We start from the raw sequence: 21,986 nt of genomic DNA, 5'->3' as shown, positions 1-21,986 counted from the left end.
AAAAATCGAATCAGCGCCGCGCCACCGTCACCCAGTACCGGCTGCGCTCGTGCACGCGCACCGGCAGGGTCTGGGCCAGCAGGGCCAGGATGCGGTCGGTGTCATGCAGCTGGTAGGTGCCGGAGACGCGCAGGTCGGCGACATCGTCGTCGCACCGCACAAGGCCTTCGCGGTAGCGCGACAGCTCGGCCAGGAAGTCCTGCAGCCGCAGGTTCTCGGCATAGAGCACGCCCAGCGTCCAGGCCGAGTCCCGCGGCGCCACCGGGCGGGTGGCGCTGGCGCCTTGTCCATCGAATTGCAGTTGCTCGCCCGCATGCACCACCACGGCCGTGGCCGATGCTGCCGGCGTGACGCGCACCGCGCCCTCCAGCACGGCCAGCGCCGTGCCCCGCTCCAGCTTGCGCACGATGAAGCGCGTGCCCAGGGCCTGCATCTGGCCGTCGTCTGTCTGCACCATGAAAGGCTGGGAGGCGTAGGGCGGCGCATGCGCGGTCTCGACCAGGATTTCCCCGGCATGCTGGCGGATGCGCCGCGCCGTGCCATCCATGCGCACGCTGATGGCCGAGGCCGTGTTCAGCTGCACGCGGCTGCCATCGGCCAGCGTGACCGCGCGGCGCTCGCCCCTGGCCGTGCGGTAGTCGGCCGTCCAGTCCTGCCAGGGCAGATGGCGCCAGGCCAGCCAGCCCAGCGCAGGCGTGGCCAGGGCCAGCACGGCCGAGCGCAGCAACTGGCGCCGTGCCGCCGAGGGGCGCGCGCGGTTGAGCGTGGCCATGCCGACGGCGGCGGGCACGGTGTTGAAGCGGCCCTTGAGCTGCTCGGCGCATTGCCAGATCTGTTCATGCCGGCTGCTCTGGCTGCGCCAGCGCGCCAGTTCGGCCTGCTCGGCCGCGCTGAAGTCCGAGGCATGCCTGCGGGCCAGCCAGCGGGCGGCCTCGTCCAGGATGCGTGCGTCTGCGGCCTGCATGCTCAGCGCTCCAGCATCACCAGCAGGCATTGCCGAAAGCCCTGGGCCATGTAGCGCGTCACGGTGCGCACGCTCAGCTGCATCCGGTCGGCAATGTCCTCGTAGGACAGGCCTTCGAGCTGGGACATGAGAAAGGCCGTGCGCACCCTGGCGGGCAGGGCGTCCAGCAGCGCATCGAGCTCCTGCAGCGTCTCCAGCAGGATGGCCCGCGCCTCCACGGACGGCACGGTGGCCTGGGGCAGGAGGTGCAGCGACGCCAGGTAGGCCTGCTCCAGCGAGCGGCGTTCGAGGTGATTGACCAGCAGCCGCCTGGCCACTGTCGTCAGATAGGCCCGAGGCTCCTGGATGTCCTCGATGGCCTGTGTCCTGGCGCTGACCCAGATGCGCGTGAACGTGTCCTGGGCCAGGTCGGCCGCATCGCAGCGGTTGCCCAGCCTGCGCTGCAGCCACGCGACCAGCCAAGGGTTGTGCTGCGCGTACATGCTGCCCAGAGCCTGGCTGGCGCCACTGTCGGTGGATGGATGCACGTGCCGGGCCTTTCCTCTTGTGCGTCAAGAAACTGCCGGCATTTTATCCAGTTGATATGAATTCTCATTTGCATTGGGATCTGTGCGATCCCGCGCACCGGATCAGCCCGCCGCCGCCAGCCCGTCGAAGGTCGTGCTGGTCACCCAGTCGATGATCTGCGCGTGCGTGTACTGGCCCGACTCCTTGAGCAGGGCCACCACCGGATCGCAGGCCCGCGCGAACAGCGTGTAGAGCACCAGTTCGGCCGGCAGCGTGGCCTGCATCTGGCCGCTGGTCTGGGCCTCGGTGATCCAGATGCTCAGGCGGTTGCTCAGCGCGATCAGCCGGTCCATGTAGTCGTCGTTGGATTGCAGCGAGGCGCTGAGGTTGGAGTTCTGCGCGGGCAGGGAGGGCATCTCGCCTTCCAGCTGGGTCTGCATGGCCCAGCGCGTCACGGCCTTGAGCTGTTCCAGCGGGCGCGTCGGCGTGCCGGCCTCGGCCGCCAGGCTGGCTTCGTCGCGCAGGCCGTCCACGAAGGCCAGGGCACGGTCCAGCACGCCCACCATGGCGGCCCCTGCCAGTTCTTCCTTGGAGGTGAACAGCTTGTACAGGCTGGCCTTGGCCATGCCGGCCTCGGCCGCCACCTCGTCCACCGTCATGGCGTCGTAGCCCTTGGTGGCCAGCAGCCGGTTGACGGCCGCCACGATGGCCTGCTCGCGCACGCGCTGTATCTGTTCTTTGATGGAGGAGCGGCTTGTCATAGCCATATTTTAGACCCGACAGGTCATATCCGATACCAAATAGTGCAAAGCAGATACGTTTGGTATATAGTTTGAACTCATCAGTTCACAGTTTGATCTTCATGGTCTGACTGATCGATTCAACCAGGAAGGACGCTCCCATGCATCGCATTGCAGTCATCGGGTCGGGGATTGCGGGGCTGGCCGCAGCACGGCGGCTGGCCGGCGCGCCGGGCGGGCATGGCGTGACCCTGCTGGAGGCAGGCAGCCATTTCGGCGGCCATGCCAACACGGTCGATCTGGCGCTGGGCGGCGTGAGCCAGGGGGTGGACACGGGCTTTCTGGTGTTCAACCACCGCACCTATCCGCTGCTGACCCGTCTGTTCGAAGAGCTGCAGGTGCCCACGGCGGAGGCCGAGATGTCGTTTTCCGTGCAGGTGCCGCAGGCCGGCGGCCGGGCGGGCCTGGAGTGGAGCGGCAGTTCGCTGGGCGGTGTGTTCGCCCAGCGCAGCAATCTGCTGCGGCCCCGTTTCCTGAAGATGCTGGCCGAGATCCTGCGCTTCAACCGCCTGACCACGCGCATCGCCGAGGAAGGCGATGAAGCGCGGCTGCGCAGCTGCATCGAAGATTTCCTGGACGACCACGGCTTCGGGCCGGCCTTTCGCCAGGACTATCTGCTGCCCATGATGGGCTGCATCTGGTCCTGCCCCACCGACCAGATGCTGCGCTTTCCCGTGGCCACGCTGATCCGCTTTTGCCACAACCACGGCCTGATCCAGGTCACGGACCGGCCGCTGTGGCGCACCGTGCGCGGTGGTTCGCGCCAGTATGTGCGGCGCATGGTGGCCGCGCTGCAAAAGGACGGCCGCCACGAGGTCCGGCTGAACGCGCCCGTGCTGGGCCTGCGCCGCGCCGCGCACGGCGTGCTGCTGCAGATGGCGCACGGCACGGAGCGGTTCGACGCCGTGGTGCTGGCCTGCCACAGCGACCAGGCCCTGCGACTGCTGGGCTCCGATGCCACGCCGCTCGAGCGCAGCGTGCTGGGCGCCATCCGCTACCAGCCCAACCAGGCCGTGCTGCACACCGATGCCGGCGTGCTGCCGCGCCGCCCGGCGGCCTGGGCCGCCTGGAACTACGAACGCGCCGCCGATCCCGGAAAAGACCGGGCCGGCGTCTGCCTGCACTACCTGCTCAACCGCCTGCAGCCCCTGCCGTGGCAGCAGCCCGTGATGGTGTCGCTGAACCCGGTGCGCCCCATCGATGACAGCCAGGTCCACGCGCGCATCGAGTACAGCCACCCGGTGTTCGACCTGGCCGCCATCGAGGCCCAGGGCCGGGTGGATGCCCTGCAAGGCCAGCGCAGGACCTGGTTCTGCGGCGCATGGTGCGGCTACGGCTTCCACGAGGACGGCCTGCGCTCGGGCCTGGTCGCGGCCGACGGCCTGCTGCATGCCCTGCCGACCTTGCCCGTCCTGCCCGCCAGCGCGGCCTTCGAGGGGGTTGCATGACGGCCCGGCCGCTCATCGGCTTCGGCCATGTCTGGCACCGCCGCCTGCGGCCGGTGGAGCATGCCTTCCGCTACCCGGGCTATTTCCTCATGCTGCCCATGCGCAGCCTGCGCACGCAGCCGGACGCCGCGCTCAGGCGCAACCGCCGTGGCTGGCTGAGCTTCCATGACAGCGACCACGGCGAGGGCGGCTGCGACGCACTGGCCTGGTTCGAGCAGCTGCTGCACAGCGAAGGCATAGCCGACGCCGATGGCGAAGTCTGGCTGCACACCTTTCCGCGCGTGCTGGGCTACGTGTTCAAGCCCGTGAGCTTTTGGTATGCGCACCGCGCCGACGGGTCGCTGGCCGCCGTGCTGGCCGAGGTCAACAACACCTTTGGCGAGCGCCATGCCTATCTGCTGGCGGGGCCGGACCTGGCCTGGGGCCGCGAGCAGGTGGCGCGCAAGCAATTCCACGTCTCGCCGTTCTGCGAGGTGCGCGGCGAGTACCGCTTCCGCTTCGAACGCAGCGAAGACCGCACCCTGGCACGCGTGGACCTGCATGACGAGGACGGCCCGCTGCTGCAGACCAGCGTGGGCGGCGTGCTGCAGGTGCTGGATGCCGCCGCCGTGCGCCGCGCCTTCTTCGGCACCCCTTTGATGACGCTGGGCGTGGTCGCCCGCATCCACTGGCACGCGCTGCGCCTTTGGGCCAAGCGCGTGCCTTTCCATGGCAAACCCTCCGCGCCCAAGCGCTTCGTCACAAGATGAACACTACCGCCGCCCCCCTGCTGAGCCCCACCGCCGCAGCGCCGCGCCGCACGCCTGCGCGGGCACGCCGTGTGCTGAACCTGCTCGAACGCCTGCCCCACGGGCAGCTGGACCTGGAGCAGCCCGATGGCCGCCTGCTGCACCTGCCCCGTCCGCCGTCGGGGGCTGCCGACGCGCATTGCGTGCTGCACGACTGGCGGGCGCTGGAGCGCACCCTGAAATCGGGCGACATCGGCCTGGCCGAAGGCTATATCGCCGGCGAATGGGACAGCCCCGATCTGGCCGCCCTGCTGCGCCTGTGCATGGCCAACCGCGACCATGTGCAAAGCCTGGTGTACGGCAGCTGGTGGGGCCGGCTGGGCTACCGCCTGCGCCACCTGCTGCAGCGCAATACGCGGGCCGGCAGCGCCAGGAACATCCATGCCCACTACGACCTGGGCAACGATTTCTACCGCCTGTGGCTGGACCCCGGCATGAGCTACAGCGCCGCCTGGTTCCAGGGGCGCACGGGTGAATCGCTGCGCCACGCCGACCTGCAGGACGCCCAGCAGGCCAAGCTCAGGCGCACGCTGGACGAGGTGCGGCTGCAGCCCGGCCAGCGCCTGCTGGAGATCGGCTGCGGCTGGGGCGGGCTGGCCGAGGCGGCGGCGCAGGAGTTCGGCGCCCGGGTCACGGGCGTGACGCTGTCGCGCGAGCAACTGGCCTGGGGACAGCAGCGCATGCGGCAGGCCGGCCTGGCCGACGCCGTGGAGCTGCGCTACCAGGACTACCGCGACCTGCCGGCACGGCATGCGGGCGAGCCCTTCGACGCCATCGTCTCCATCGAGATGTTCGAGGCCGTGGGCCGCGAATACTGGCGCGGCTACTTCCAGACGCTGCGCGACTGCCTCAAGCCCGGGGGCCTGGCCTGCATACAGACCATCACGCTGCGCGAGGACCTGTTCGCGCGCTATCTGCGCTCCACCGACTTCATCCAGCAGTACATCTTTCCGGGCGGGCTGCTGCCCAGCATTCCTGCCTTCGAGCAGGAGGCACGGCGCGCCGGCCTGGTGGTGGAGCGCCGCATGGCCTTCGGCCGCGACTATGCGGAGACGCTGCGGCGCTGGCGCCAGGCCTTCGATCACCACCTCGACGCCGTGCGGGCCCAGGGCTTTGACGAACGCTTCGTGCGCATCTGGACCTTCTATCTCGCCTACTGCGAGGCGGCCTTCGACACCGGCAACACCGATGTCGTCCAGTTCACGCTGCGCAGGCCCCTGCCATGAAATCGCCACCACGTCACATGCCGCGCCGCCAGGCGCTGGCCTGGGGCGCCGCCTGCGCCCTTGTCCCTTCACTGATCGCCATGCCCAACGAACTCCACGCCAAGACTCCGACTGCCGACCTTCCGGCCGAACTGCGCAGCGCCCTGCCGGCCGCGCGCCTGGTGGGCACGGGCGTGCTGCGCTTTTTCGGCCTGCGCGTGTACGAGGCACGGCTGTGGGCCGCACCGGGCTTTGTGCCCGAAGACTACGCCCGCCACCCGTTCGCGCTGGAGCTGGTCTATGACCGCAAGCTCGAAGGCGCGGCCATCGCCGAGCGCTCCATCGCCGAAATGCGCAGGGTCGACGGCTTCACCGAGGAGCAGTCCCGCCAATGGCTGGCGCTGATGAAGCAGGCATTTCCCGATGTGGCGGCCCAGGACCGGCTGCTGGGCCTGAACGACGGCCAGGGCGAGGTGCGCTTCTTCCACAACGGCCGCCAGACTGCACAGCTGCGCGATGCCGACTATGCGCGCCTGTTCTTCGGCATCTGGCTCGCGCCCCAGACCTCGGCACCTGCCATGCGCAGCTCGCTGCTGGGCCAATCCTGAGCGCCCGGGACCACGCCATGGCCTCGCACCCTGCCGCCGCCCCCTTGCTGCCCTGGCGCACAGGGCTGGCCTATGGCGGCCTGGCCGCGCCGCTGGCGTTCGTGTCCCTGCCGCTGTATGTGAACCTGCCCTACCACTACGCCAGCGTGGCCGGTGCGCCGCTGGCGGGGCTGGGCGCGGTGCTGCTGGCCACGCGTGCCTTCGATGCCCTGGTGGACCCCGCCATCGGCCGCCAGGCCGACCGGCTGCTGCGCCGGGGCATGCGGCCAGCGTGGTGGGCGGCTGCACTGGCCAGCCTGCTGATGGTCCTGGGCTTCTGGGCGCTGTGGCATCCGCCGCGCGGTGCCCAGGCCGCCATGCTGGGCTGGCTGGCCTGCAGCCTGCTGGTGTGCACGCTGGCCTACAGCTTCGTCACCATCGTCCACCAGGCCTGGGGCACGCGCTGGGGCGGGCAGCCCGCCTGGCGGGCCCGCGTCACGGCCTGGCGCGAGGGCGCTACGCTGGGCGGTGTGCTGCTGGCCAGCGTGTTGCCGGCCTGGCTGGGGTTCGACACCACCAGCGCCGTGCTGGCGCTGGGGCTGGCGCTGGGGCTGGTGGGGCTGTACCGGCTCAAGGCTCCGGTGGCGCTGCCGCAGCAGGCCACGGCGGACACCTCTCGGATCTCACCATGGGCGGATGCCGGCTTTCGCCGGCTGCTGGCCGTCTTCATGGTCAACGGCGTGGCCGCGGCCATTCCGGCCACCTTGCTGCCCTTCTTCGTGGCCGACAGATTGCAGGTGCCCGGGATGCAGCCCCTGCTGCTGCTGTGTTTTTTTGGCGCGGCGGCCCTGGGCCTGCCGCTGTGGGTGAAGGCCGTCTCGCGCTGGGGCCTGGCGCCCAGCTGGCGCGCGGGCATGCTGGCCAGCGTGCTGGCCTTCGGCTTCACGCCCTGGCTGGGCACGGGTGACGGCCTGGCCTTCGCCGTGATCTGCCTGGCCAGCGGGCTGGCCCTGGGCGCGGATCTGGCCCTGCCGGGCGCACTGCTCACGGGCGTGATCCACGAGTCCGGCCAGGGCGGCCAGGGCGAGGGCCGCTACCTGGGGTGGTGGACCTGCGCCACCAAGCTCAACCTGGCCCTGGCCGCGGGCCTGGCCCTGCCCCTGCTGTCCGTTGCGGGCTACCGCAGCGGCAGCACCGATCCGGCCGGCCTGCAGGCCCTGGCCTGGGCCTATGGCGGGCTGCCCTGCCTGCTCAAACTGGCGGCGGCCGGGCTGCTTTGGCGCGCCGAGCGACTGCATTCTTCCTGGAGGCACACATGAGCCACATCACCCACTGCGCTTCGTTTTCACCACTGCGGCGCGCCTGCCTGGGGGCGGCATTGGCGCTGTCTCTGGCGGGCTGCGCCGGTCCTTCCGTGCAGGACTACGCCAAGGAGCAGCCGACGCTGGACCTGCGCCAGTACTTCAACGGGCCGCTGACGGCCCACGGCATGTTCACGGACCGCTCGGGCAAGGTGGTCAAGCGATTCACCGTGCGCATGACGGGCCGCTGGAATGGCGACGAGGGCACGCTCGATGAGCACTTCGTCTACAGCGACGGCAGCACGCAGCAGCGCATCTGGCATATCCGCCACCTGGGCGAGGGCCGCTACAGCGGCCGGGCCGACGACGTGGTGGGCGAGGCCCAGGGCCAGAGCGCGGGCAATGCCATCCGCTGGAGCTACGTGCTGGCCCTGCCCGTGGACGGAAGGGTCTGGAACGTCAGCATGGACGACTGGATGTACCTGATGGACGGGCGCACCCTGCTCAACCGCACGGCCATGAGCAAGCTCGGCCTGCACCTGGGCGACGTGACGCTGGCCATCATCAAGGAGTGATGGCCATGCCACTGTTATCCCGCCGGCTGAACCCGCCGCTGCGCGACTGGAAGGGCCGCTCGGCATGGCTTCTGGGCGCCTCCTCGGGCATAGGGCGCGCCACGGCCGAAGCGCTGCACGGCCAGGGCGCGCGCGTGATTGTCTCTGCGCGGCATGGCGGTGCGCTGCAGGATTTCGTGCGCGGCCGCGAAGGCTGCCTGGCCCTGCCGCTGGACGTGACCGATGCCCAGGCCGTGGCACAGGCAGCCCGTGCCGTGCGGGCCCATGTGGGCAGGGCGCCCGACCTGGTGGTGTACTGCGCCGGCCACTACCGGCCCCAGCGCGCCACCGAGTTCGACCTAGCCGAGATGCAGCGCCACCTGGCCGTGAACTATGGCGGCGCGCTGCACCTGCTCGATGCCGTGCTGCCCATGCTGCTGGAGGCCGGCCAGGGGCATCTGGCCCTGGTCGGCTCGGTGGCAGGCTATCGCGGGCTGCCCATGTCCCTGGCCTACGGTCCTACCAAGGCGGCGCTCAACAACCTGGCAGAAAACCTCTACCTGGACCTGCACGGCCCGGGCCTGGGCGTGTCCATCATCAACCCCGGCTTTGTCGATACGCCGCTGACGGCGCAAAACAGCTTCAGCATGCCGGCCCTGATCGGTGCCGACGAGGCCGCCCGGCACATGCTGCAGGGCTGGGCACAGGGGCGCTTCGAGATGAATTTTCCGCGCCGCTTCACGCGCTGGGTGCGGCTGCTGCGCTGCCTGCCCGATGCCTGGTATTTCTCGGCGGTTCGCCGCATCACAGGAGCCTGAAACCGATGAGCACTGCCCTCGGCGATCCCCGACTGGACCGGCTGGCCCAGGCCTATGAGGCGCTGCGCCGCGACAACCTGCCGGCGCTGCTGGCCCTCTATGCGGAACAGGCCCGGTTCAAGGACCCGTTCAACGATGTGCGCGGCCACGCAGCGATACAGCGCGTGTTCGCCCACATGTTCGAGCAACTGGACCGGCCCCGCTTCGCCGTCAGCCAGGGCGCGGTGCAGGGGGACAGCGGCTTTTTGCTGTGGGAGCTGGGCTTTGTCAGGGCATCGGGCCAGCCCATGCACATCTGCGGCACCAGCTACCTGGAGTTCGATGCGCAGGGACTGGTGGCAGTGCACCGCGATTTCTGGGACCCGGTGGAGGAAATCTTTGCCAAGGTGCCCGTGCTGGGTGCCGTGGCCAGGGCGCTGCAGAACAAGCTCAGGGCTCCGCAGTAAGCAGCCTGGCCAATTGCGCCAGGGCGCCGTCCAGGTCGTCCAGGCCTGGGGCGCCCAGGCAGATGCGCAGCCCGCTGGCACGGTCGTGCGGCTCCACCATCAGCGAGCCCGGATCGGTCAGCGTCACGCCCAGCGCCGCTGCGGCCGACACCAGGCGGTCGGCGGCCTCGCGCTCCATGGGCAGCCAGGCGTTGTAGGCCTCGGGGTGCAGTACCAGGCGGCTGTCGCCCAGGTGTGGGGCAAGGTGCGATGCGGCCAGCCGCACGCGCCGCTGTGCCTCATGGCGCAGGTCGGCCTGCAGGGAGGCGACCACTCCCTGGGACAGCCATTCATCGACCACGGCGCATGACAGGGCCGAAGGCGCCATGGACAGCTCCTGCAGCGTCGCCAGCGCGGCGCCGCACAGCGCTGGCGGCAGCACCAGCGTGCCCACCTGCAGCCCCGGGCCCAGCGACTTGGACAGCCCGTTCACATGCAGGGTGATCTCGGGCGCCAGGGTCGCCAGGTGCGCAAGGCGCGCGTGATCTGGCGAGCAGGCGGCATACACGCCGTCCTCGATGATCCAGGCGCCTGCGTTCCGGCAGATATCCACGATCGCCCGCCTGCGCTCCGCGCCCATGGTGGCCGTGGTCGGGTTGTGCAGCGTGGGGGTGAGGTAGAGCACCTTGCCTTCGGCGGCGGGAATGCCGTGCAGCGCCTCGGCCAGCGCCTGCGGCAGCAGGCCCTGCGCGTCCATGGCCAGGCCCTGCAGGGCGCAGCCCTTGCGCCGGGCCAGGGCAATGGCGCCGGGGTAGGTGATGCGCTCGGTCAGCAGCCGGCCCCGGGGCTGGCAGACCAGGTCCAGGGCCAGGGACAGCGCCTGGCGCGCGCTGCTGGTCAGCACCATGTGGCCGGGTTCCACGTTCAGGCCCAGCGTCTGCAGCCAGCGCGCGAGCACGCGGCGATGCTCCGCATGTCCGCCCGGCGGCGCGTAGGAATTGAAGTGATCGGCATCGATGCGGCGCGCAATCGCGGTCAGCGTGCGCGCCAGCAGGCGTTCGCTGATGGCGGCCGGCGGCGCGTTGGAGGACAGGTCGATGGCCTCGCCGCCCTGCGTCCGCCGGGCGGCCACGAAGGTGCCCCGGCCCTTGACGCTGCGCGTCAGCCCCCGGCGCTCCAGCAGCGCATAGGCCCTGGTCACCGAGCCCAGGCCGATCTGCAGCCTGTCGGCCAGGTCTCTGTGGGCGGGAAGGCGGTCGCCGCCGGCCAGCCGGCCTTCGACGATGTCGTCGGCCAGGGCGCGCGCCAGCCGCTCGGCGGCACTGGCTTCAATGCGCGCAAGACGGGGTGTCCAGGGGGAGGGCAGGAGCATGGTCGGGGCAAGGAAAAAAAGAGTGTGCCGTGACACTATTTCATTTATCGATAGTGTAACGTTCACCCCATGTTCAGCCACATCACCGTCGGCGCCCGTGATCTCGAGCGGGCCGGCCGCTTCTATGACGCGGTGCTTTCCCCGCTGGGACTGCAGCGCCGCGCCGTCCAGCCCGATGGCGGGCCGGCCGCGCTGTGCTGGGTGGCGCCGCAGGCTTCCTTGCCGCGCTTTTATGTCTACAGCCCCTTCAACGGCGAGCCGGCCACGGCGGGCAACGGCAGCATGGCGGCCTTTCTGGCGCCGTCGCCCGAGGCGGTGGATGCGGCCCATGCCGCCGGCCTGGCGCGTGGCGGAAGCGACGAAGGCCCGCCCGGCCAGCGACCTCATTACGGCGATGGCTACTACGGTGCCTACCTGCGCGACCCCGACGGCAACAAGGTCCATGTGGTGCATCGCGCCGATGTGCGGCCGTAGCGCAGATCGGGACCGCCGTCCGTTTCCCCTTCTTTTCCTTCCCATGCAACAAGGACTGTCTTCATGAGCATTGCCGTTCATATGGTCGACGTTTTCGCCAGCGGCCCGCTGTCCGGCAATCCGCTGGCCGTGATCACCGGTGGGCAGGCGCTGACCACCACACAGATGCAGCAGCTGACACGCTGGTTCAACCTCTCCGAAACCGCGTTCCTGCTGCCGCCCACGCAGGCGCAGGCCGACTACCGCGTGAGGATTTTCACGCTGGACCGGGAGATGCCTTTTGCCGGCCATCCCACGCTGGGCAGCTGCCATGCCTGGCTGTCCCAGCGCGGTGCGCCCAGGAACGCAGGCCACATCGTCCAGGAGTGCGGGGCGGGCCTGGTGCAGATACGGCAGGAGCATGGGCGGCTGGCATTCGCCGCGCCGCCCATGCTGCGCTTTGGCGCGCCCACCGCCGACGAGCTGGATGCCGCGCTGCGCATGCTGGGCATCACCGCCGAAGAGGTGCAGGCCGCCTCGTGGATAGACAACGGCCCCGGCTGGCTGGGCATCCGCCTGGCCTCGGCCGAGCAGGTGCTGGCGCTGGACCCGGCCCGGCAGTGGCCCACGCGCATGGACGTGGGCGTGGTGGGGCCCTATGCCAGGGGTGTCGGCGGTGCCAGCCCTGCCGCCTGCGAGGTGCGCGCCTTCTTCTCCGATCACCAGGGCGCCATCGTCGAAGACCCCGTCACCGGCAGCCTCAACGCCTCGCTGGCGCAGTGGCTGTTTGCGACGGGGGTGATGGACAGCGACTACGTTGCCGCCCAGGGCCGCTGCCTGGGCCGTGACGGCCGCATCTTCCTGACCCGTGACGGCACGGGCCAGGTCTGGGTGGGCGGCACGGCGCGCACCCATGTCGAAGGCGCACTGCGCGGCCTTTGATCCACACCGAAGGAACCCACGAATGACAGCGATCCAGGAGAGCCCGCGCGCTCCCGTCTCATCGGCCAGGGCCAACCTGAAAATGCTGGTGCGCTACAAGGCCTGGGCCAACGGCCTGACCTTCAAGAGCGTGATGGAGCTGCCCGAAGGCGAGGCCTTGAAGCAGCGCCCCACGAGCTTCGGCAACATGGTGCGCACGCTGAACCACGTCCTTGTGGTGGAGGACATCTTCAGGCACCACCTGCAGGGCCGCAAGCATGGCTACACCATGCGCAACACCGACCACACGCCCACGCTGCAGGCGCTGTGGGAATCCGTGCAGGCAATGGACCGCTGGTATGTGGAGTTCGTCGACGCATGCCCGGACGAGGAACTGGCGAAGGTCGTGCACTTCGAGTTCGTGGGCGGCGGGCAGGGCGCCATGACGCGCGAGCAGATCGTGCTGCATGTGGTGAACCATGGCAGCTACCACCGTGGCTTTGTCAGCGACATGATGTACCAGGTGCCCTTCGTGCCGCCGGCCAACGACCTGCCGGTGTTCCTCAGGGACTGCTACCGCGTGGACGAGCCGGCCTGCGGTTGAGGCAGGGCCAGGGCCTGCTGCGCCAGGGCGCCCTGGAGCACGGGCAGCGCAGGCGGCGCGTCGCCGGGCAGGGCCCATCCCTGGCGCAGCGCACCGGCAAAGCCGTCGGCCACGCGCGAGTAGGCGCGGCCGCTGGTCATCACCCGGGGCCGGGCCGACCAGGCGATGCGGGCGCCGCCGGCCGCCAGGCGGTCCACCAGGTCCTGGTCCTCGCCGCAGGTGCGTGCGTCGAACCCGCCGGCCTGGCGGTAGTGCCAGGCCGAGATGCCCAGGTTGGCACCATGCACGTGGCAGTGGCCGTCGCGGTCCGTGTAGGTGGTCTCGAAGTGCCGCCGCGCCGTGTCCGCCTGGACGCCGTGGGCCGACCAGTCGGCCACCTGCACCGTGCCGCAGACCACGTCGGACTGAAGCGCCAGCTGGTCGGCCAGCCAGCTCGGCGAGACGGTGGTGTCGGCGTCCGTGAAGGCCAGCCAGCGGGCGCCCAGCAGCAGCAGGTACTCCGACCCCAGGGCCCGCGCCTTGCCCACGTTGCGCGCGGCAATGGACAACGGGATGGCGGGCCAGCGGCGCACGGCCGATTCGGTGGCGTCCTGGCAGCTGTCCAGCACCACCACGACGGCCACGGTCTCGCCTTGCAGGTCGGCATGGGCGGCCGCGCAAAACACGCTGTCCAGGCAGCGGCCTATGAGGTCTTCCTCGTCATGGGCTGGGATGCACACGCCGATCATCTGTCCGTCCTTTCAGGGGTTTTCTGCCAGATGTCCAGCTGGAAATCCGGTTCGCTGTGGCTCAGCAGCAAGTGCAGCTGCGCATGGGCCGACACGCTGTCATGCAGGGCGCGGGTGCTCTGCAGGTGATCGTGCGCCCCATGCCGCCAGTGGCACATGAGCCAGTGGCCGCCGCCCTGCAGCGAGGCCAGGCACTGGCGGTTGAAATGCGCCAGTGCCGCGTCGTCGAAGTAGTAGGCAAGCTCCGAGACCACGATGAGATCGAAGCCTTGCTGCGGCACCTGGGGCACCTGTGGCCATTGCCAGGGCAGGGGCAGGGCCTGCAGGTCCAGGCGGGCGCGGTCCTGCGGTGCAATCCGCTGGCGGCACAGATCCACGGCCCTGTCCGAGAAATCGACGGCGCACAGCCGGTCGCAGCGCTGCAGCAGGCGCTGCGTGGCCTCGCCATTGCCGCAGCCGGGCTCGAAGCCGTGGGCATAGCGCTCGCGCGGCAGGGCGGCCAGCAGCAGGTCGCGCTTGCGCCGCTCGTACCAGCGCGATGCGACCTGCCAGGGGTCGGGGTCGGCCTGGTACATCTGCTCGAAGTGCTGCCGGGCGCCGTTCATAGAAACACCACTTCAAACGGACGCAGCAGGCGCTGCGTGGCCCAGGACGGCAGGATGGCGTCGCGGCCCGTGGACGGGTCGGGCAGCAGCTGGCTGCGAAAGCACGACAGGGCCTGGCGCTTGAGCGCCAGCTCCTGCGGCGCCAGCGCAATGGCGGCGGCGCGGTGCCAGGGCACGCGCGCGTCGCCGGGCTCGGCCCAGTGCCAGGCCCAGATCGGCAGCTCGAAGAGCCGGCAGCCCGCGTGCCGGGCCGCCGTGGCGCAGGCCTGGCCCGTGGCCTCGTGGTCCGGGTGCCCGTCTTCGCGCCAGGTGCACAACAGCGCATCCGAGGGCTGCAGCAACGGCTCCAGCCGCTGCAGCAATTGCGCTGCATGCTCGGCGATATGGCCGTCGGGCAGGCCCAGCCGCAGCACCTGCGCCTGCGGCGCAAGCAGGGCCAGGGCCTGGGTGCTCTCCTGCACGCGCTCGCGCACCAGCCGCTGCGGCGGCCACAGCGTCGAGTCGGGGTGGCTGGCTCCGCCATCGGTCACGGAGACGATGAGGCAGGGCATGCCCCGCTCGGCACAGCGGCGCAGCAGGCCGGCGCAGCCCAGGATCTCGTCATCGGGGTGTGGCGCGACGATGACGGCGCGGCGCCGGCCGTCCAGCAGGTCGTCCATGGATACCTGCGCTGGCCGGCGCTGCGCAAACCAGGCCTGCCAGCGCGATTCCGGCGTGCCCCGGCCCTCGATGAGGCGCGGCTTCACAGCATCCATGCCGCGCCTCCCGGTGCCTGCGAGGCCTGTGCCTTGTCGGCCAGCAGGCGGCCCAGCGCGGCCTGGTCGCGCTCGGCATGGCTTTGGCGGATGAAGACGGGCAGGTCGGCCATCAGCTGTGCCAGGCCCCTGTTCTTGCACAGCGGGCCCGGTCCGATGGCGCGCGGCACGCGCCGCAGCACCTCTTCGGCGGCGGCTTCCACGGCCAGGCGGGCGCGGCTCACGGCCAGCAGGCAGGGGTCCGAGGGCGTGGCATCGATGCGGGCCGCAGCGTCGCGCAGCAGGCCGGCCGCGCCGGCCAGGGCCACATCCAGCGCGCCCAGGTGGGCCTGGCGGTGCGGGTCCTCGCCTTGACCGACGGCCTGCTGCAGATGGCTGGCGATGCGCGCTGCCGCGCCATGCCAGCAGGCAGCAACGCCCGCGCCGCCATGGTGAAAGCCGGGGCGGCTCAGGTACTGGCCCGGGGCCCCGACCAGCACGCCGGTGGCGCCGTCGAAGTGCACGTCGGCGCTGGCGCTGGCGGCCATGCCCACGGCCTGCCAGTGGCTGTCGTCCCTGCGGATGCCGGGCTGGTCCATGGTGACGGCGATCAGGCAGCGCCGGCCGTCGGCCAGCCAGCCGCTGACCAGGGCACGGTCCACCGCGCGCGCGCCCGAACACCAGGGCTTGTGGCCGGACAGCTGCACGGCCATGCCGGCATGTGCCGCAGCATGGGGGGCCGTGGGCGTGGCCTGCACGCGCTCGCCCGGCGGCTCGGCGCACCAGACGGCCCAGCGCAGGCCTTCGGTGGCCAGGTCTGCCTGCAGCTCGGAGAGGATGGCCAGGGCATCGGTATGGCCTTCATAGAGCTTGGCCAGGCTCAGGCTGTGGGCGGCCACCTCGGCCAGTGCGCGCCAGCGCTGCAGCGTGTGGCCATGGCCCGGCAGCGGCAGGCGGTCGGCGCCCTGCGCCACCAGCAGGGCCAACTGGTCCGCTGGCGACAGGTCCGTGTGGCCGCGCAAGGCCTGCGCCAGCGTGTCGCTGCATGTCCACGCATGGGCGTGCTCGTTGTCGTGCTGGGCCATCGCCGCTTGCCTTCCTTTTGTGTGTCGTGCGCAGCCCGGGAAATGGGGGTGGGGCCGGGCGATGCCATGGTGCCGGGAGGATGAACGCGGCGCCGCAGGAGCAGGAAGGCATTACCTGTCGGAGACCACCGACCGGCAGGCGTCCCGTTCCACGCCGTCGGCAGGGCAGGCGGCCAGCTCCAGGCGCAGCGGTGCCTGCTCCTGCCTGATCGAGGGAACGGGGATGCCGAAGGCTTCCCTTTCCCTGTGCTCCAGCGGCCTGGCCTCTTTCAAGGCAGACAGAAAGGCCTTGCGCCACCAGTGCACGTCCTGCTCGGCGATGCGCTGCAGCAGCCGCTGGTGCCGCTGGCGCCTTTCCTGCAGGGGCATCTGCAGGGCCTGCTGCACCACGGCGGCCGTGCCGTGCACGTCGTAGGGATTGACCAGCAGCGCCTCCTGCAGCTGCTCGGCCGCGCCGGCAAACCGCGACAGCACCAGCACGCCCGGGTCGGCCGGGTCCTGGGCCGCCACATATTCCTTGGCCACGAGGTTCATGCCGTCGCGCAGCGGCGTGACCAGGCCCACGGCCGCCGCGCGGCACAGGCCCGGAATGCCATCGCGCGGCAGGGTCTGGTGGATGTAGCGCACGGGCATCCAGTCCAGCTCGCCGTAGTCGCCGTTGACGGCGCCGCACAGCGATTCAAGCTCCCGCCGTATGTCGGCATACGCGTCCAGGCCCTCGCGCGTGGGCGAGCCGATCTGGATCAGCGTGGCGCGCCGGCGCTGCTCGGGATGGCGGGCCAGCAGCTCCCGAAAGGCACGCAGGCGCTGCGGCAGGCCCTTGGAGTAGTCCAGCCGGTCTATGCCCAGCAGCAGGCGACGCTGTGCGTACTCGTGCTTCATGCGCGCATGCATGTCCTGCGATGCGCCGGACAGGGCCAGCGCCGCGAAGCCCTCCACATCGATGCCGATGGGGAAGGCGCGGCACACCAGGCGCTGCCCATGGGCACGCAAGGCGCCATCGCCCAGCGACTGGCCCCCGGCCTCGTCGCAGACATAGCGCTCGAAATGCTGCACGTCCTGGCGGGTCTGCAGGCCCACAAGGTCGTAGGCAAACAGGCAGCGCATCAGCCATGCATGCTCGGGAATGGCCGCCAGCAGGGTCGGCGGGGGCAATGGGATGTGCAGGAAAAAGCCGATGCGCTGGCGGCAGCCCAGGGCGCGCAGCTCGGCCGCCAGCGGGATCAGGTGGTAGTCATGCACCCAGAGGATGTCGTCCTGCGCCAGCAGGTGCAGCAGCCTGCGCGCAAGCAGCTGGTTCACGCGGCGGTAGCCGGCCGCATGGCCCGTGTCGAAGCTCGCCAGGTCCAGCCGTCCGTGAAAGACGGGCCACAGCACGCCGTTGCTGTAGCCCGCGTAGTAGCTGTCATGGTCCGCACGGTCCAGGTCCACCGTGGCCAGCGTGACGTTGCCTGCCTGGGTGCGGTGCACATGGCCGGCCGGCGCGGCCTGGGCACCGTCGTCGGTGACGGTCCCGCTCCAGCCGAACCACAGGCCGCCCGTCTGCCGCAGCGCATCGCCCATGGCCACGGCAAGGCCCCCGGCCGCGGCCCTGCGCGGATCGGCCACGCGGTTGGAGATCACCACCAGCCGGCTCATGGCAGCACCTCCGCGCAGGTCTGCGCAGCCGGGTGCATGCATGCGGACTTCAGCCAGGCATGCACGGCCTGCGGGCTGCCCAGCCGGTGGCGGGCCCTGCTTGCGCCTTCGCCCACCTTGATCGCCATGCCGCCGTGTGCCTGCACCACGGCAAAGCCGCTCTCGTCCGTGACATCGTCACCGGCAAACACGGGGGTGCGGCCGGCGAACGGCTCTTCGCGCAGAAAGGCCGCAATGGCGCGGCCCTTGTCCACGCCCGCAGGCCTGACCTCCAGCACGCATTTACCGTGCAGCAGCTCCAGACCGGGCTGGTGCTGCAGGGCGAGGCCCAACATGTCCAGGCACAGCGCCGCCAGCTCTGGCGCACGCCGGTAGTGCAGTGCGACCGAGGAGCGCTTGCGCTCCACCAGCAGGCGGGGATGGTCGGCCGCCAAGGCATTGCACATCTGCAGCACGGTCTCTGGCATGGCCGATGCCTGCATGTGCAGGCGGCCTGCGGCATCCCGCCGCTGCAGGCCGTGCTCGCAGGCGGCGGGCAGATGCAGCGGCGCCAGAAAGTGGTCCAGCATCTCGACCTGCCGACCCGTGACGATGGCCAGCGCACCGCCCAACAGACCCTGCAGCCTGGCCAGCATGGGGATCAGGACGGGGTCTGGCGCAATGGCGTCCGGGGTCTCGGCCAGCGGCACGAGCGTGCCGTCGAAGTCGAGGAACAGGGCGGATCTGCAGGTGGGGAATGGGGGTGTTTCCATGGGAGCGCCAGGGTATGGGTTGCCGGTTTCGTGGATCGACATCAGGAAAGCGTCTGCTGCCATGGCCTGCTCACCGCTCGGCCTTGATGGAGCCGCGGATGTTGGTGATGGCCAGGCAGAACTGCAGGCTCACCAGCGCCCAGGCCGCCGTGGACCAGCCCCACAGCGCCCACAGCGCATTGCTGAGCATCAGGATCCAGAAGCCCAGGTTGCGCCTTTGCGCAGAACGCGAGCCCACACACCAGGCGCCGGCGATGGAGGCCAGAAAGGCAGGCCACTGGAGCCAGTCGGGAATGTCGGGCATGGGGTTGCTCCTGTATGAAGTGAAGCGCGGGCACCTCAGTTGCCGGGCCGTGCCGGGTCGTCTTCGTCGATGGAGTGGCATTCCTTGCAGGCTCCGCTTTCGTGCGCGCGGGCGGCCAGATTGACGTGGAAGGCCGCCCCTTGCTGCAGCTGCTCCCCGTCCAGAGCCCTTCGATGCCGGTCATGCGGTTGCTGGCGATCTTGCTGGCTGCCAGCAGCTCGTTGCGCTTCAGGTGCAAGCGTCAGGTGCCATCAAGGCTGCTTGCGCACCATCTTCTTGCGCCGTTCGGCATCCAGGCCCGGCGTCTGGCGCATGTCGGTATCGACCTGGCCGGAGGCGAGGTCGTCATGGGCCTGGCGCATCACCGGATCGGGCGCATCGCTGGTAGCGTCCAGGCTCTGGTCGCGCTCGTGCGGAAGGCGCAGGCCCTGTTCGGATGCGTCGGATGCATCGGATTCACCGGGCGCATGGGGCGCCTTGCCGACCTGTCCGGGCAGCTTGGTCTGGCCATCGCCCGACGGCTTCGCCTGTGTGGGTGCAGAGGACTTGGATGCGGATGGGGTCTTGTCTTTCATGGCGTCTTCCTTTCATTCGCGGGCCTGCGCAGGCGGCGCTTGGGCCATGGTCTCTTGGCCCTTTCGCAGCCGCCGTGGGACCACGCCGAAAGCGCAGGAACGAAAAGATGCCTCGCGCATGAACGCCGTTCTCAGGCACGCCGATTGCCCTGTGATTGCCCTGTGCCGGGGTGCGAAAAATGGCCACAGGCCACTGGCGCGATGTCCGCAAGGCCCGGTCGCCGCGTTCCTACGGCACATGGCCGCAAGCGCGCACGCCGGCGGCGCGCCACGGCGATCACGATAGACATCACTTTCAACTGCCAAGGAGCACATTCCATGACGCAATCGAATCCCGCAAACCGTGACCCGCTGTCCGACGCGCCCGGCGCACATCCCGTGGGCACCGGCATAGGCGCTGCAGGCGGTGCCGTGACCGGCGCTGCATTCGGCGCAATGGGCGGCCCCATCGGTGCTGCCGTGGGCGGTGTGGCCGGTGCCGTGGTCGGCGGGCTGGCCGGCAAGGGCGCGGCCGAAGCCGTCAATCCCACGGTCGAGGACGCCTACTGGCGCGACGCCTACCAGAACGAGCCCTACTACGTGGCCGGCCGCAGCTACGAGGAGTACCGCCCCGCCTACGAGCTGGGCTGGAACGCGGCCGCCGCGCGCCGCGATGCCGACTTCGATGCCTTCGACGCCGAATGGGAGCGCGAATGGACCACGCGCCGTGGCGCCAGCCATCTGGACTGGGACCAGGCCCGGCCCGCAGCGCGCGCGGCCTGGGAGCGCGCAGGCGTTCGCGATGTCCGTGATGACACGGGGACCATCGTGGCACCGGCCTACACCGGCGACATCGACAACGACGATGTAGCCGACGTGCTCAACGACCTGCTCGAATCCTGCCGCGATGGCGAGTACGGCTTTCGCACCTCGGCCGAGAACGCCGACTCGCCGGACCTCAAGACCCTGTTCCTGCGCCACAGCGCCGAGTGCGGCGCCGCCGCGCTGGAGCTGGAGGCCGAGATCCGCAAGCTGGGCCGCGAGCCCGCATCGGGCGGCACGGTGGCCGGCGCGCTGCACCGGGGCTGGGTGTCGGTGAAGACGGCGCTGACCTCGCAGGACGACAAGGCCGTGCTGGAGGAGTGCGAGCGCGGCGAGGATTCCGCCGTGGCCCAGTACCGCAAGGCGCTCAAGCAGCCGCTGCCTCCGGCCATCCGCGTGATGGTGGAGCGCCAGGCCCAGGGCGCGCAGCGCAACCACGACGAAGTGCGCGATCTGCGCGACCGCATGCGCGCGGCCTCCTGACCCGGCACAGGATGCCTGGGGGTTGCTAGCCGCCTACGCCGTACGGCGCAAAGCGGCTGGCGTTCTCATCCACATGCAGCGCCTTTCCCACATAGGGAAAGGCGCGCTGCGTGCACTGGTCGCGCTCGCAGACCTTGCAGCCCATGCCGATGGGCGTGGCCGATTCCGGATCGCCCAGGTCCAGCCCCTTGGCATAGACCAGGCGCGCGGCATGGCGTATGTCGCAGCCCAGGCCGATGGAGAAGGTCTTGCGTGGTGAACCATAGCCGCGCTGGCCATGCGAGACCGAGCGTGCAATCCACAGGTAGCGCCGCCCGTCGGGCATGCTGGCGAGCTGGCGCAGCACCTGGTCGGGCTGGCCGAAGGCCTCGTACACCGTCCACAGCGGGCAGGTGCCGCCGGTGCGGCTGAAGTGGAAATGCGTGGCCGACTGGCGCTTGGAGATATTGCCCGCGCGGTCCACGCGCACAAAGAAGAAGGGCACGCCGGGCGCGCCGGGCCGCTGCAGCGTGCTCAGCCGGTGGCAGACGGTTTCAAAGCCCACGCCAAAGCGCTGGCCCAGCAGGTCGATGTCATAGCGCAGCTGCTCGGCCGATTCCAGGAACAGGTCGTAGGGCAGCAGCAGCGCGCCCGCAAAGTAGTTGGCAAGGCCCACGCGGGCGAGCTTGCTTGAGGCCGGGTCGCCCTGGAAGGCGGCGGTGGCGATCAGCCGGTCCAGCGTGTCGCCCATCTCCAGCAAGGCCAGCTGCGTGCCCAGCTGGAAGGCCTGTTGCGCAGGCTCCAGCGCCGAGGACAGCCACAGCGAGCGCGTGGCCGGGTCGAACCGGCGCTGGCTTTGCCGGGAGTCTTCCAGGCGATGCACCTGCACGCCGTGGCGCTGCTGCAGCCGCCGGACCAGCCAGTCCGCCAGATGGCCCGGGTCCGCACGCGCCTCGCCAGCCAGGGCCTGGGCCGCGCGGTCGACTTCATCGAAGTAGTTCTGGTGCGCAAAGAAGAAATCGCGCACGGCCTCGAACGGCATGGTGCGCGCCACCGGCATGTCCGAGCGGTCATCGCCCAGCCTGAGCGACATGCTCTCGATGCGTTCCAGGGCCTCCAGATGGCGGCGATGCAGCGCCATCACCGCACGTCCCAGGGCGGGCATCTGCGCGGCGACTTCCTGCAGCTCGGGCAGGGCAATGGATTCGGGCGCCTCGGCAAGGGCCTCGCGCAGGCCGGCGACCAGGCGCGCTTCCTCGTCCTCCGAGAACTGCTGGATATCGACGCCCAGCGCGCGGTTGAGCTTGAGCAGCACCGACACCGTCAGCGGCCGCTGGTTCTGCTCCAGCTGGTTCAGGTAGCTGGGCGACAGGCCCAGCGCGTGGGCCAGGGCGATCTGGGACAGGCCGTGCTCCGCGCGCAGTTTGCGCAGCTTGACGCCCATGAACGTCTTCTTCATGGCTGTTTCCTCGGGTGGCTGTTATTCGCAGAATTTGCAAATTCGCGGACTTCGTTTCGCAAGAATTCGCCTTTTCAGCACTATGGCAGGGGCGCT

Annotated in this window: 25 protein-coding genes; 12 read left to right on the top strand and 13 right to left on the bottom strand. The window is 70.1% G+C overall.

Annotated features, from left to right (window positions below; translation table 11 throughout):
- Positions 1 to 10 precede the first annotated feature (10 nt).
- From PO605_RS18105 to PO605_RS18095, 3 genes are all read right to left on the bottom strand, one after another.
- Positions 11 to 964, bottom strand: coding sequence for a FecR domain-containing protein (locus PO605_RS18105; protein ID WP_046986841.1), 954 nt, complete (start codon positions 962 to 964; stop codon positions 11 to 13).
- A 2-nt stretch (positions 965 to 966) separates the two neighbouring features.
- A complete protein-coding gene (locus PO605_RS18100; protein ID WP_052195752.1) occupies positions 967 to 1,446 on the bottom strand; it encodes a sigma-70 family RNA polymerase sigma factor in 480 nt (159 codons plus the stop codon).
- A gap of 147 nt (positions 1,447 to 1,593) precedes the next feature.
- Positions 1,594 to 2,232, bottom strand: coding sequence for a TetR/AcrR family transcriptional regulator (locus PO605_RS18095; RefSeq protein WP_197065103.1), 639 nt, complete (start codon positions 2,230 to 2,232; stop codon positions 1,594 to 1,596).
- A 140-nt stretch (positions 2,233 to 2,372) separates the two neighbouring features.
- On the opposite strand from PO605_RS18095, the gene PO605_RS18090 reads away from it, so the two are divergent.
- Genes PO605_RS18090 through PO605_RS18055 form a run of 8 tightly spaced genes read left to right on the top strand, consistent with a single transcriptional unit; the run spans position 2,373 to position 9,418 of the window.
- A complete protein-coding gene (locus PO605_RS18090) occupies positions 2,373 to 3,719 on the top strand; it encodes an NAD(P)/FAD-dependent oxidoreductase (protein WP_272206712.1) in 1,347 nt (448 codons plus the stop codon).
- Entirely contained in the window at positions 3,716 to 4,468 is a 753-nt protein-coding gene (locus PO605_RS18085; protein WP_047468187.1) for a DUF1365 domain-containing protein, read from the top strand. Before PO605_RS18090 ends, PO605_RS18085 begins: the two co-directional genes overlap by 4 nt.
- Positions 4,465 to 5,733 (top strand): SAM-dependent methyltransferase, encoded by a 1,269-nt coding sequence (locus PO605_RS18080; protein WP_016448428.1) that lies wholly within the window; start codon positions 4,465 to 4,467, stop codon positions 5,731 to 5,733. The genes PO605_RS18085 and PO605_RS18080 overlap by 4 nt, the downstream gene beginning before the upstream one ends.
- 17 nt (positions 5,734 to 5,750) lie before the next feature.
- Positions 5,751 to 6,320: a chalcone isomerase family protein gene (locus PO605_RS18075; protein WP_016448427.1), complete on the top strand. Its 570-nt coding sequence runs from the start codon at positions 5,751 to 5,753 to the stop codon at positions 6,318 to 6,320.
- Between the two features lie 17 nt (positions 6,321 to 6,337).
- Positions 6,338 to 7,618, top strand: a complete 1,281-nt coding sequence (locus PO605_RS18070; RefSeq protein ID WP_047468189.1) for an MFS transporter — start codon at positions 6,338 to 6,340, stop codon at positions 7,616 to 7,618.
- Positions 7,615 to 8,175: a DUF3833 domain-containing protein gene (locus tag PO605_RS18065; RefSeq protein WP_016448425.1), complete on the top strand. Its 561-nt coding sequence runs from the start codon at positions 7,615 to 7,617 to the stop codon at positions 8,173 to 8,175. The genes PO605_RS18070 and PO605_RS18065 overlap by 4 nt, the downstream gene beginning before the upstream one ends.
- A 5-nt stretch (positions 8,176 to 8,180) precedes the next feature.
- The gene (locus PO605_RS18060) at positions 8,181 to 8,972 is read left to right on the top strand and encodes an SDR family NAD(P)-dependent oxidoreductase (RefSeq protein WP_016448424.1); all 792 of its coding nucleotides are present in this window, start codon (positions 8,181 to 8,183) and stop codon (positions 8,970 to 8,972) included.
- A 5-nt stretch (positions 8,973 to 8,977) separates the two neighbouring features.
- Entirely contained in the window at positions 8,978 to 9,418 is a 441-nt protein-coding gene (locus PO605_RS18055; RefSeq protein WP_016448423.1) for a nuclear transport factor 2 family protein, read from the top strand.
- Here PO605_RS18055 and PO605_RS18050 read toward each other — a convergent pair.
- Entirely contained in the window at positions 9,402 to 10,769 is a 1,368-nt protein-coding gene (locus tag PO605_RS18050; protein WP_016452725.1) for an aminotransferase-like domain-containing protein, read from the bottom strand. The two genes, PO605_RS18055 and PO605_RS18050, sit on opposite strands and share 17 nt — an antisense overlap.
- 69 nt (positions 10,770 to 10,838) lie before the next feature.
- Between PO605_RS18050 and PO605_RS18045 the strand changes: the two genes are divergently transcribed.
- The 3 genes from PO605_RS18045 (at position 10,839) to PO605_RS18035 (ending at position 12,747) form a co-directional block, all read left to right on the top strand.
- The gene (locus PO605_RS18045; RefSeq protein WP_047468194.1) at positions 10,839 to 11,243 is read left to right on the top strand and encodes a VOC family protein; all 405 of its coding nucleotides are present in this window, start codon (positions 10,839 to 10,841) and stop codon (positions 11,241 to 11,243) included.
- 63 nt (positions 11,244 to 11,306) lie between these two features.
- Positions 11,307 to 12,164 (top strand): PhzF family phenazine biosynthesis protein, encoded by an 858-nt coding sequence (locus PO605_RS18040; protein ID WP_047468196.1) that lies wholly within the window; start codon positions 11,307 to 11,309, stop codon positions 12,162 to 12,164.
- Between the two features lie 22 nt (positions 12,165 to 12,186).
- Entirely contained in the window at positions 12,187 to 12,747 is a 561-nt protein-coding gene (locus PO605_RS18035) for a DinB family protein (RefSeq protein ID WP_016448419.1), read from the top strand.
- Here the strand turns inward: PO605_RS18035 and PO605_RS18030 are convergent.
- The 8 genes from PO605_RS18030 to PO605_RS17995 form a co-directional block, all read right to left on the bottom strand.
- Positions 12,717 to 13,475, bottom strand: coding sequence for a glycosyltransferase (locus tag PO605_RS18030; protein WP_272206711.1), 759 nt, complete (start codon positions 13,473 to 13,475; stop codon positions 12,717 to 12,719). The two genes, PO605_RS18035 and PO605_RS18030, sit on opposite strands and share 31 nt — an antisense overlap.
- Positions 13,472 to 14,080, bottom strand: a complete 609-nt coding sequence (locus tag PO605_RS18025) for a class I SAM-dependent methyltransferase (RefSeq protein ID WP_017407111.1) — start codon at positions 14,078 to 14,080, stop codon at positions 13,472 to 13,474. Before PO605_RS18025 ends, PO605_RS18030 begins: the two co-directional genes overlap by 4 nt.
- A complete protein-coding gene (locus PO605_RS18020) occupies positions 14,077 to 14,835 on the bottom strand; it encodes a PIG-L deacetylase family protein (RefSeq protein WP_074922447.1) in 759 nt (252 codons plus the stop codon). Before PO605_RS18020 ends, PO605_RS18025 begins: the two co-directional genes overlap by 4 nt.
- Positions 14,823 to 15,899 carry an acyl-CoA dehydrogenase family protein gene (locus PO605_RS18015; RefSeq protein ID WP_126311054.1) on the bottom strand — a complete coding sequence of 359 codons (1,077 nt, stop codon included), beginning with the start codon at positions 15,897 to 15,899 and terminating at the stop codon, positions 14,823 to 14,825. Before PO605_RS18015 ends, PO605_RS18020 begins: the two co-directional genes overlap by 13 nt.
- A gap of 111 nt (positions 15,900 to 16,010) precedes the next feature.
- The gene (locus PO605_RS18010; RefSeq protein WP_047475052.1) at positions 16,011 to 17,537 is read right to left on the bottom strand and encodes an alpha,alpha-trehalose-phosphate synthase (UDP-forming); all 1,527 of its coding nucleotides are present in this window, start codon (positions 17,535 to 17,537) and stop codon (positions 16,011 to 16,013) included.
- Entirely contained in the window at positions 17,534 to 18,352 is an 819-nt protein-coding gene (otsB, locus tag PO605_RS18005; protein WP_047475047.1) for a trehalose-phosphatase, read from the bottom strand. The genes PO605_RS18010 and otsB overlap by 4 nt, the downstream gene beginning before the upstream one ends.
- A gap of 7 nt (positions 18,353 to 18,359) precedes the next feature.
- On the bottom strand, positions 18,360 to 18,593 hold the full coding sequence (locus tag PO605_RS18000) for a hypothetical protein (RefSeq protein ID WP_016452716.1): 234 nt from the start codon (positions 18,591 to 18,593) through the stop codon (positions 18,360 to 18,362).
- A gap of 251 nt (positions 18,594 to 18,844) precedes the next feature.
- Entirely contained in the window at positions 18,845 to 19,168 is a 324-nt protein-coding gene (locus PO605_RS17995) for a hypothetical protein (protein WP_016448411.1), read from the bottom strand.
- A 318-nt stretch (positions 19,169 to 19,486) separates the two neighbouring features.
- Between PO605_RS17995 and PO605_RS17990 the strand changes: the two genes are divergently transcribed.
- Positions 19,487 to 20,452 (top strand): ferritin-like domain-containing protein, encoded by a 966-nt coding sequence (locus PO605_RS17990; RefSeq protein ID WP_016448410.1) that lies wholly within the window; start codon positions 19,487 to 19,489, stop codon positions 20,450 to 20,452.
- 25 nt (positions 20,453 to 20,477) lie between these two features.
- Here PO605_RS17990 and PO605_RS17985 read toward each other — a convergent pair whose 3' ends face one another.
- The gene (locus PO605_RS17985; protein ID WP_016448409.1) at positions 20,478 to 21,890 is read right to left on the bottom strand and encodes a short-chain fatty acyl-CoA regulator family protein; all 1,413 of its coding nucleotides are present in this window, start codon (positions 21,888 to 21,890) and stop codon (positions 20,478 to 20,480) included.
- Between the last annotated feature and the right edge of the window lie 96 nt (positions 21,891 to 21,986).

Origin of the sequence: Delftia sp. DT-2 (assembly GCF_028401915.1) — a bacterium.
GTDB lineage: Bacteria > Pseudomonadota > Gammaproteobacteria > Burkholderiales > Burkholderiaceae_C > Comamonas > Comamonas tsuruhatensis.
The sequence above is the reverse complement of the archived record's forward strand: the minus strand, read 5'-3'. Positions and strand labels throughout refer to the sequence as shown.

Bases quoted from the DNA above. Each gene is read 5' to 3' on its own strand.
- PO605_RS17985 (WP_016448409.1), bottom strand. From the start codon at position 21,890: ATGAAGAAGACGTTCATGGGCGTCAAGCTGCGCAAACTGCGCGCGGAG.
- PO605_RS18085 (WP_047468187.1), top strand. From the start codon at position 3,716: ATGACGGCCCGGCCGCTCATCGGCTTCGGCCATGTCTGGCACCGCCGC.
- PO605_RS18010 (WP_047475052.1), bottom strand. From the start codon at position 17,537: ATGAGCCGGCTGGTGGTGATCTCCAACCGCGTGGCCGATCCGCGCAGG.
- PO605_RS18035 (WP_016448419.1), top strand. From the start codon at position 12,187: ATGACAGCGATCCAGGAGAGCCCGCGCGCTCCCGTCTCATCGGCCAGG.
- PO605_RS18045 (WP_047468194.1), top strand. From the start codon at position 10,839: ATGTTCAGCCACATCACCGTCGGCGCCCGTGATCTCGAGCGGGCCGGC.
- PO605_RS18040 (WP_047468196.1), top strand. From the start codon at position 11,307: ATGAGCATTGCCGTTCATATGGTCGACGTTTTCGCCAGCGGCCCGCTG.
- PO605_RS18095 (WP_197065103.1), bottom strand. From the start codon at position 2,232: ATGACAAGCCGCTCCTCCATCAAAGAACAGATACAGCGCGTGCGCGAG.
- PO605_RS18030 (WP_272206711.1), bottom strand. From the start codon at position 13,475: ATGATCGGCGTGTGCATCCCAGCCCATGACGAGGAAGACCTCATAGGC.
- PO605_RS18090 (WP_272206712.1), top strand. From the start codon at position 2,373: ATGCATCGCATTGCAGTCATCGGGTCGGGGATTGCGGGGCTGGCCGCA.
- PO605_RS18065 (WP_016448425.1), top strand. From the start codon at position 7,615: ATGAGCCACATCACCCACTGCGCTTCGTTTTCACCACTGCGGCGCGCC.
- PO605_RS17995 (WP_016448411.1), bottom strand. From the start codon at position 19,168: ATGAAAGACAAGACCCCATCCGCATCCAAGTCCTCTGCACCCACACAG.
- PO605_RS18080 (WP_016448428.1), top strand. From the start codon at position 4,465: ATGAACACTACCGCCGCCCCCCTGCTGAGCCCCACCGCCGCAGCGCCG.
- PO605_RS18050 (WP_016452725.1), bottom strand. From the start codon at position 10,769: ATGCTCCTGCCCTCCCCCTGGACACCCCGTCTTGCGCGCATTGAAGCC.
- PO605_RS18100 (WP_052195752.1), bottom strand. From the start codon at position 1,446: ATGTACGCGCAGCACAACCCTTGGCTGGTCGCGTGGCTGCAGCGCAGG.
- otsB (WP_047475047.1), bottom strand. From the start codon at position 18,352: ATGGCAGCAGACGCTTTCCTGATGTCGATCCACGAAACCGGCAACCCA.
- PO605_RS18070 (WP_047468189.1), top strand. From the start codon at position 6,338: ATGGCCTCGCACCCTGCCGCCGCCCCCTTGCTGCCCTGGCGCACAGGG.
- PO605_RS17990 (WP_016448410.1), top strand. From the start codon at position 19,487: ATGACGCAATCGAATCCCGCAAACCGTGACCCGCTGTCCGACGCGCCC.
- PO605_RS18055 (WP_016448423.1), top strand. From the start codon at position 8,978: ATGAGCACTGCCCTCGGCGATCCCCGACTGGACCGGCTGGCCCAGGCC.
- PO605_RS18000 (WP_016452716.1), bottom strand. From the start codon at position 18,593: ATGCCCGACATTCCCGACTGGCTCCAGTGGCCTGCCTTTCTGGCCTCC.
- PO605_RS18060 (WP_016448424.1), top strand. From the start codon at position 8,181: ATGCCACTGTTATCCCGCCGGCTGAACCCGCCGCTGCGCGACTGGAAG.
- PO605_RS18075 (WP_016448427.1), top strand. From the start codon at position 5,751: ATGCCGCGCCGCCAGGCGCTGGCCTGGGGCGCCGCCTGCGCCCTTGTC.
- PO605_RS18020 (WP_074922447.1), bottom strand. From the start codon at position 14,835: ATGGATGCTGTGAAGCCGCGCCTCATCGAGGGCCGGGGCACGCCGGAA.
- PO605_RS18025 (WP_017407111.1), bottom strand. From the start codon at position 14,080: ATGAACGGCGCCCGGCAGCACTTCGAGCAGATGTACCAGGCCGACCCC.
- PO605_RS18015 (WP_126311054.1), bottom strand. From the start codon at position 15,899: ATGGCCCAGCACGACAACGAGCACGCCCATGCGTGGACATGCAGCGAC.
- PO605_RS18105 (WP_046986841.1), bottom strand. From the start codon at position 964: ATGCAGGCCGCAGACGCACGCATCCTGGACGAGGCCGCCCGCTGGCTG.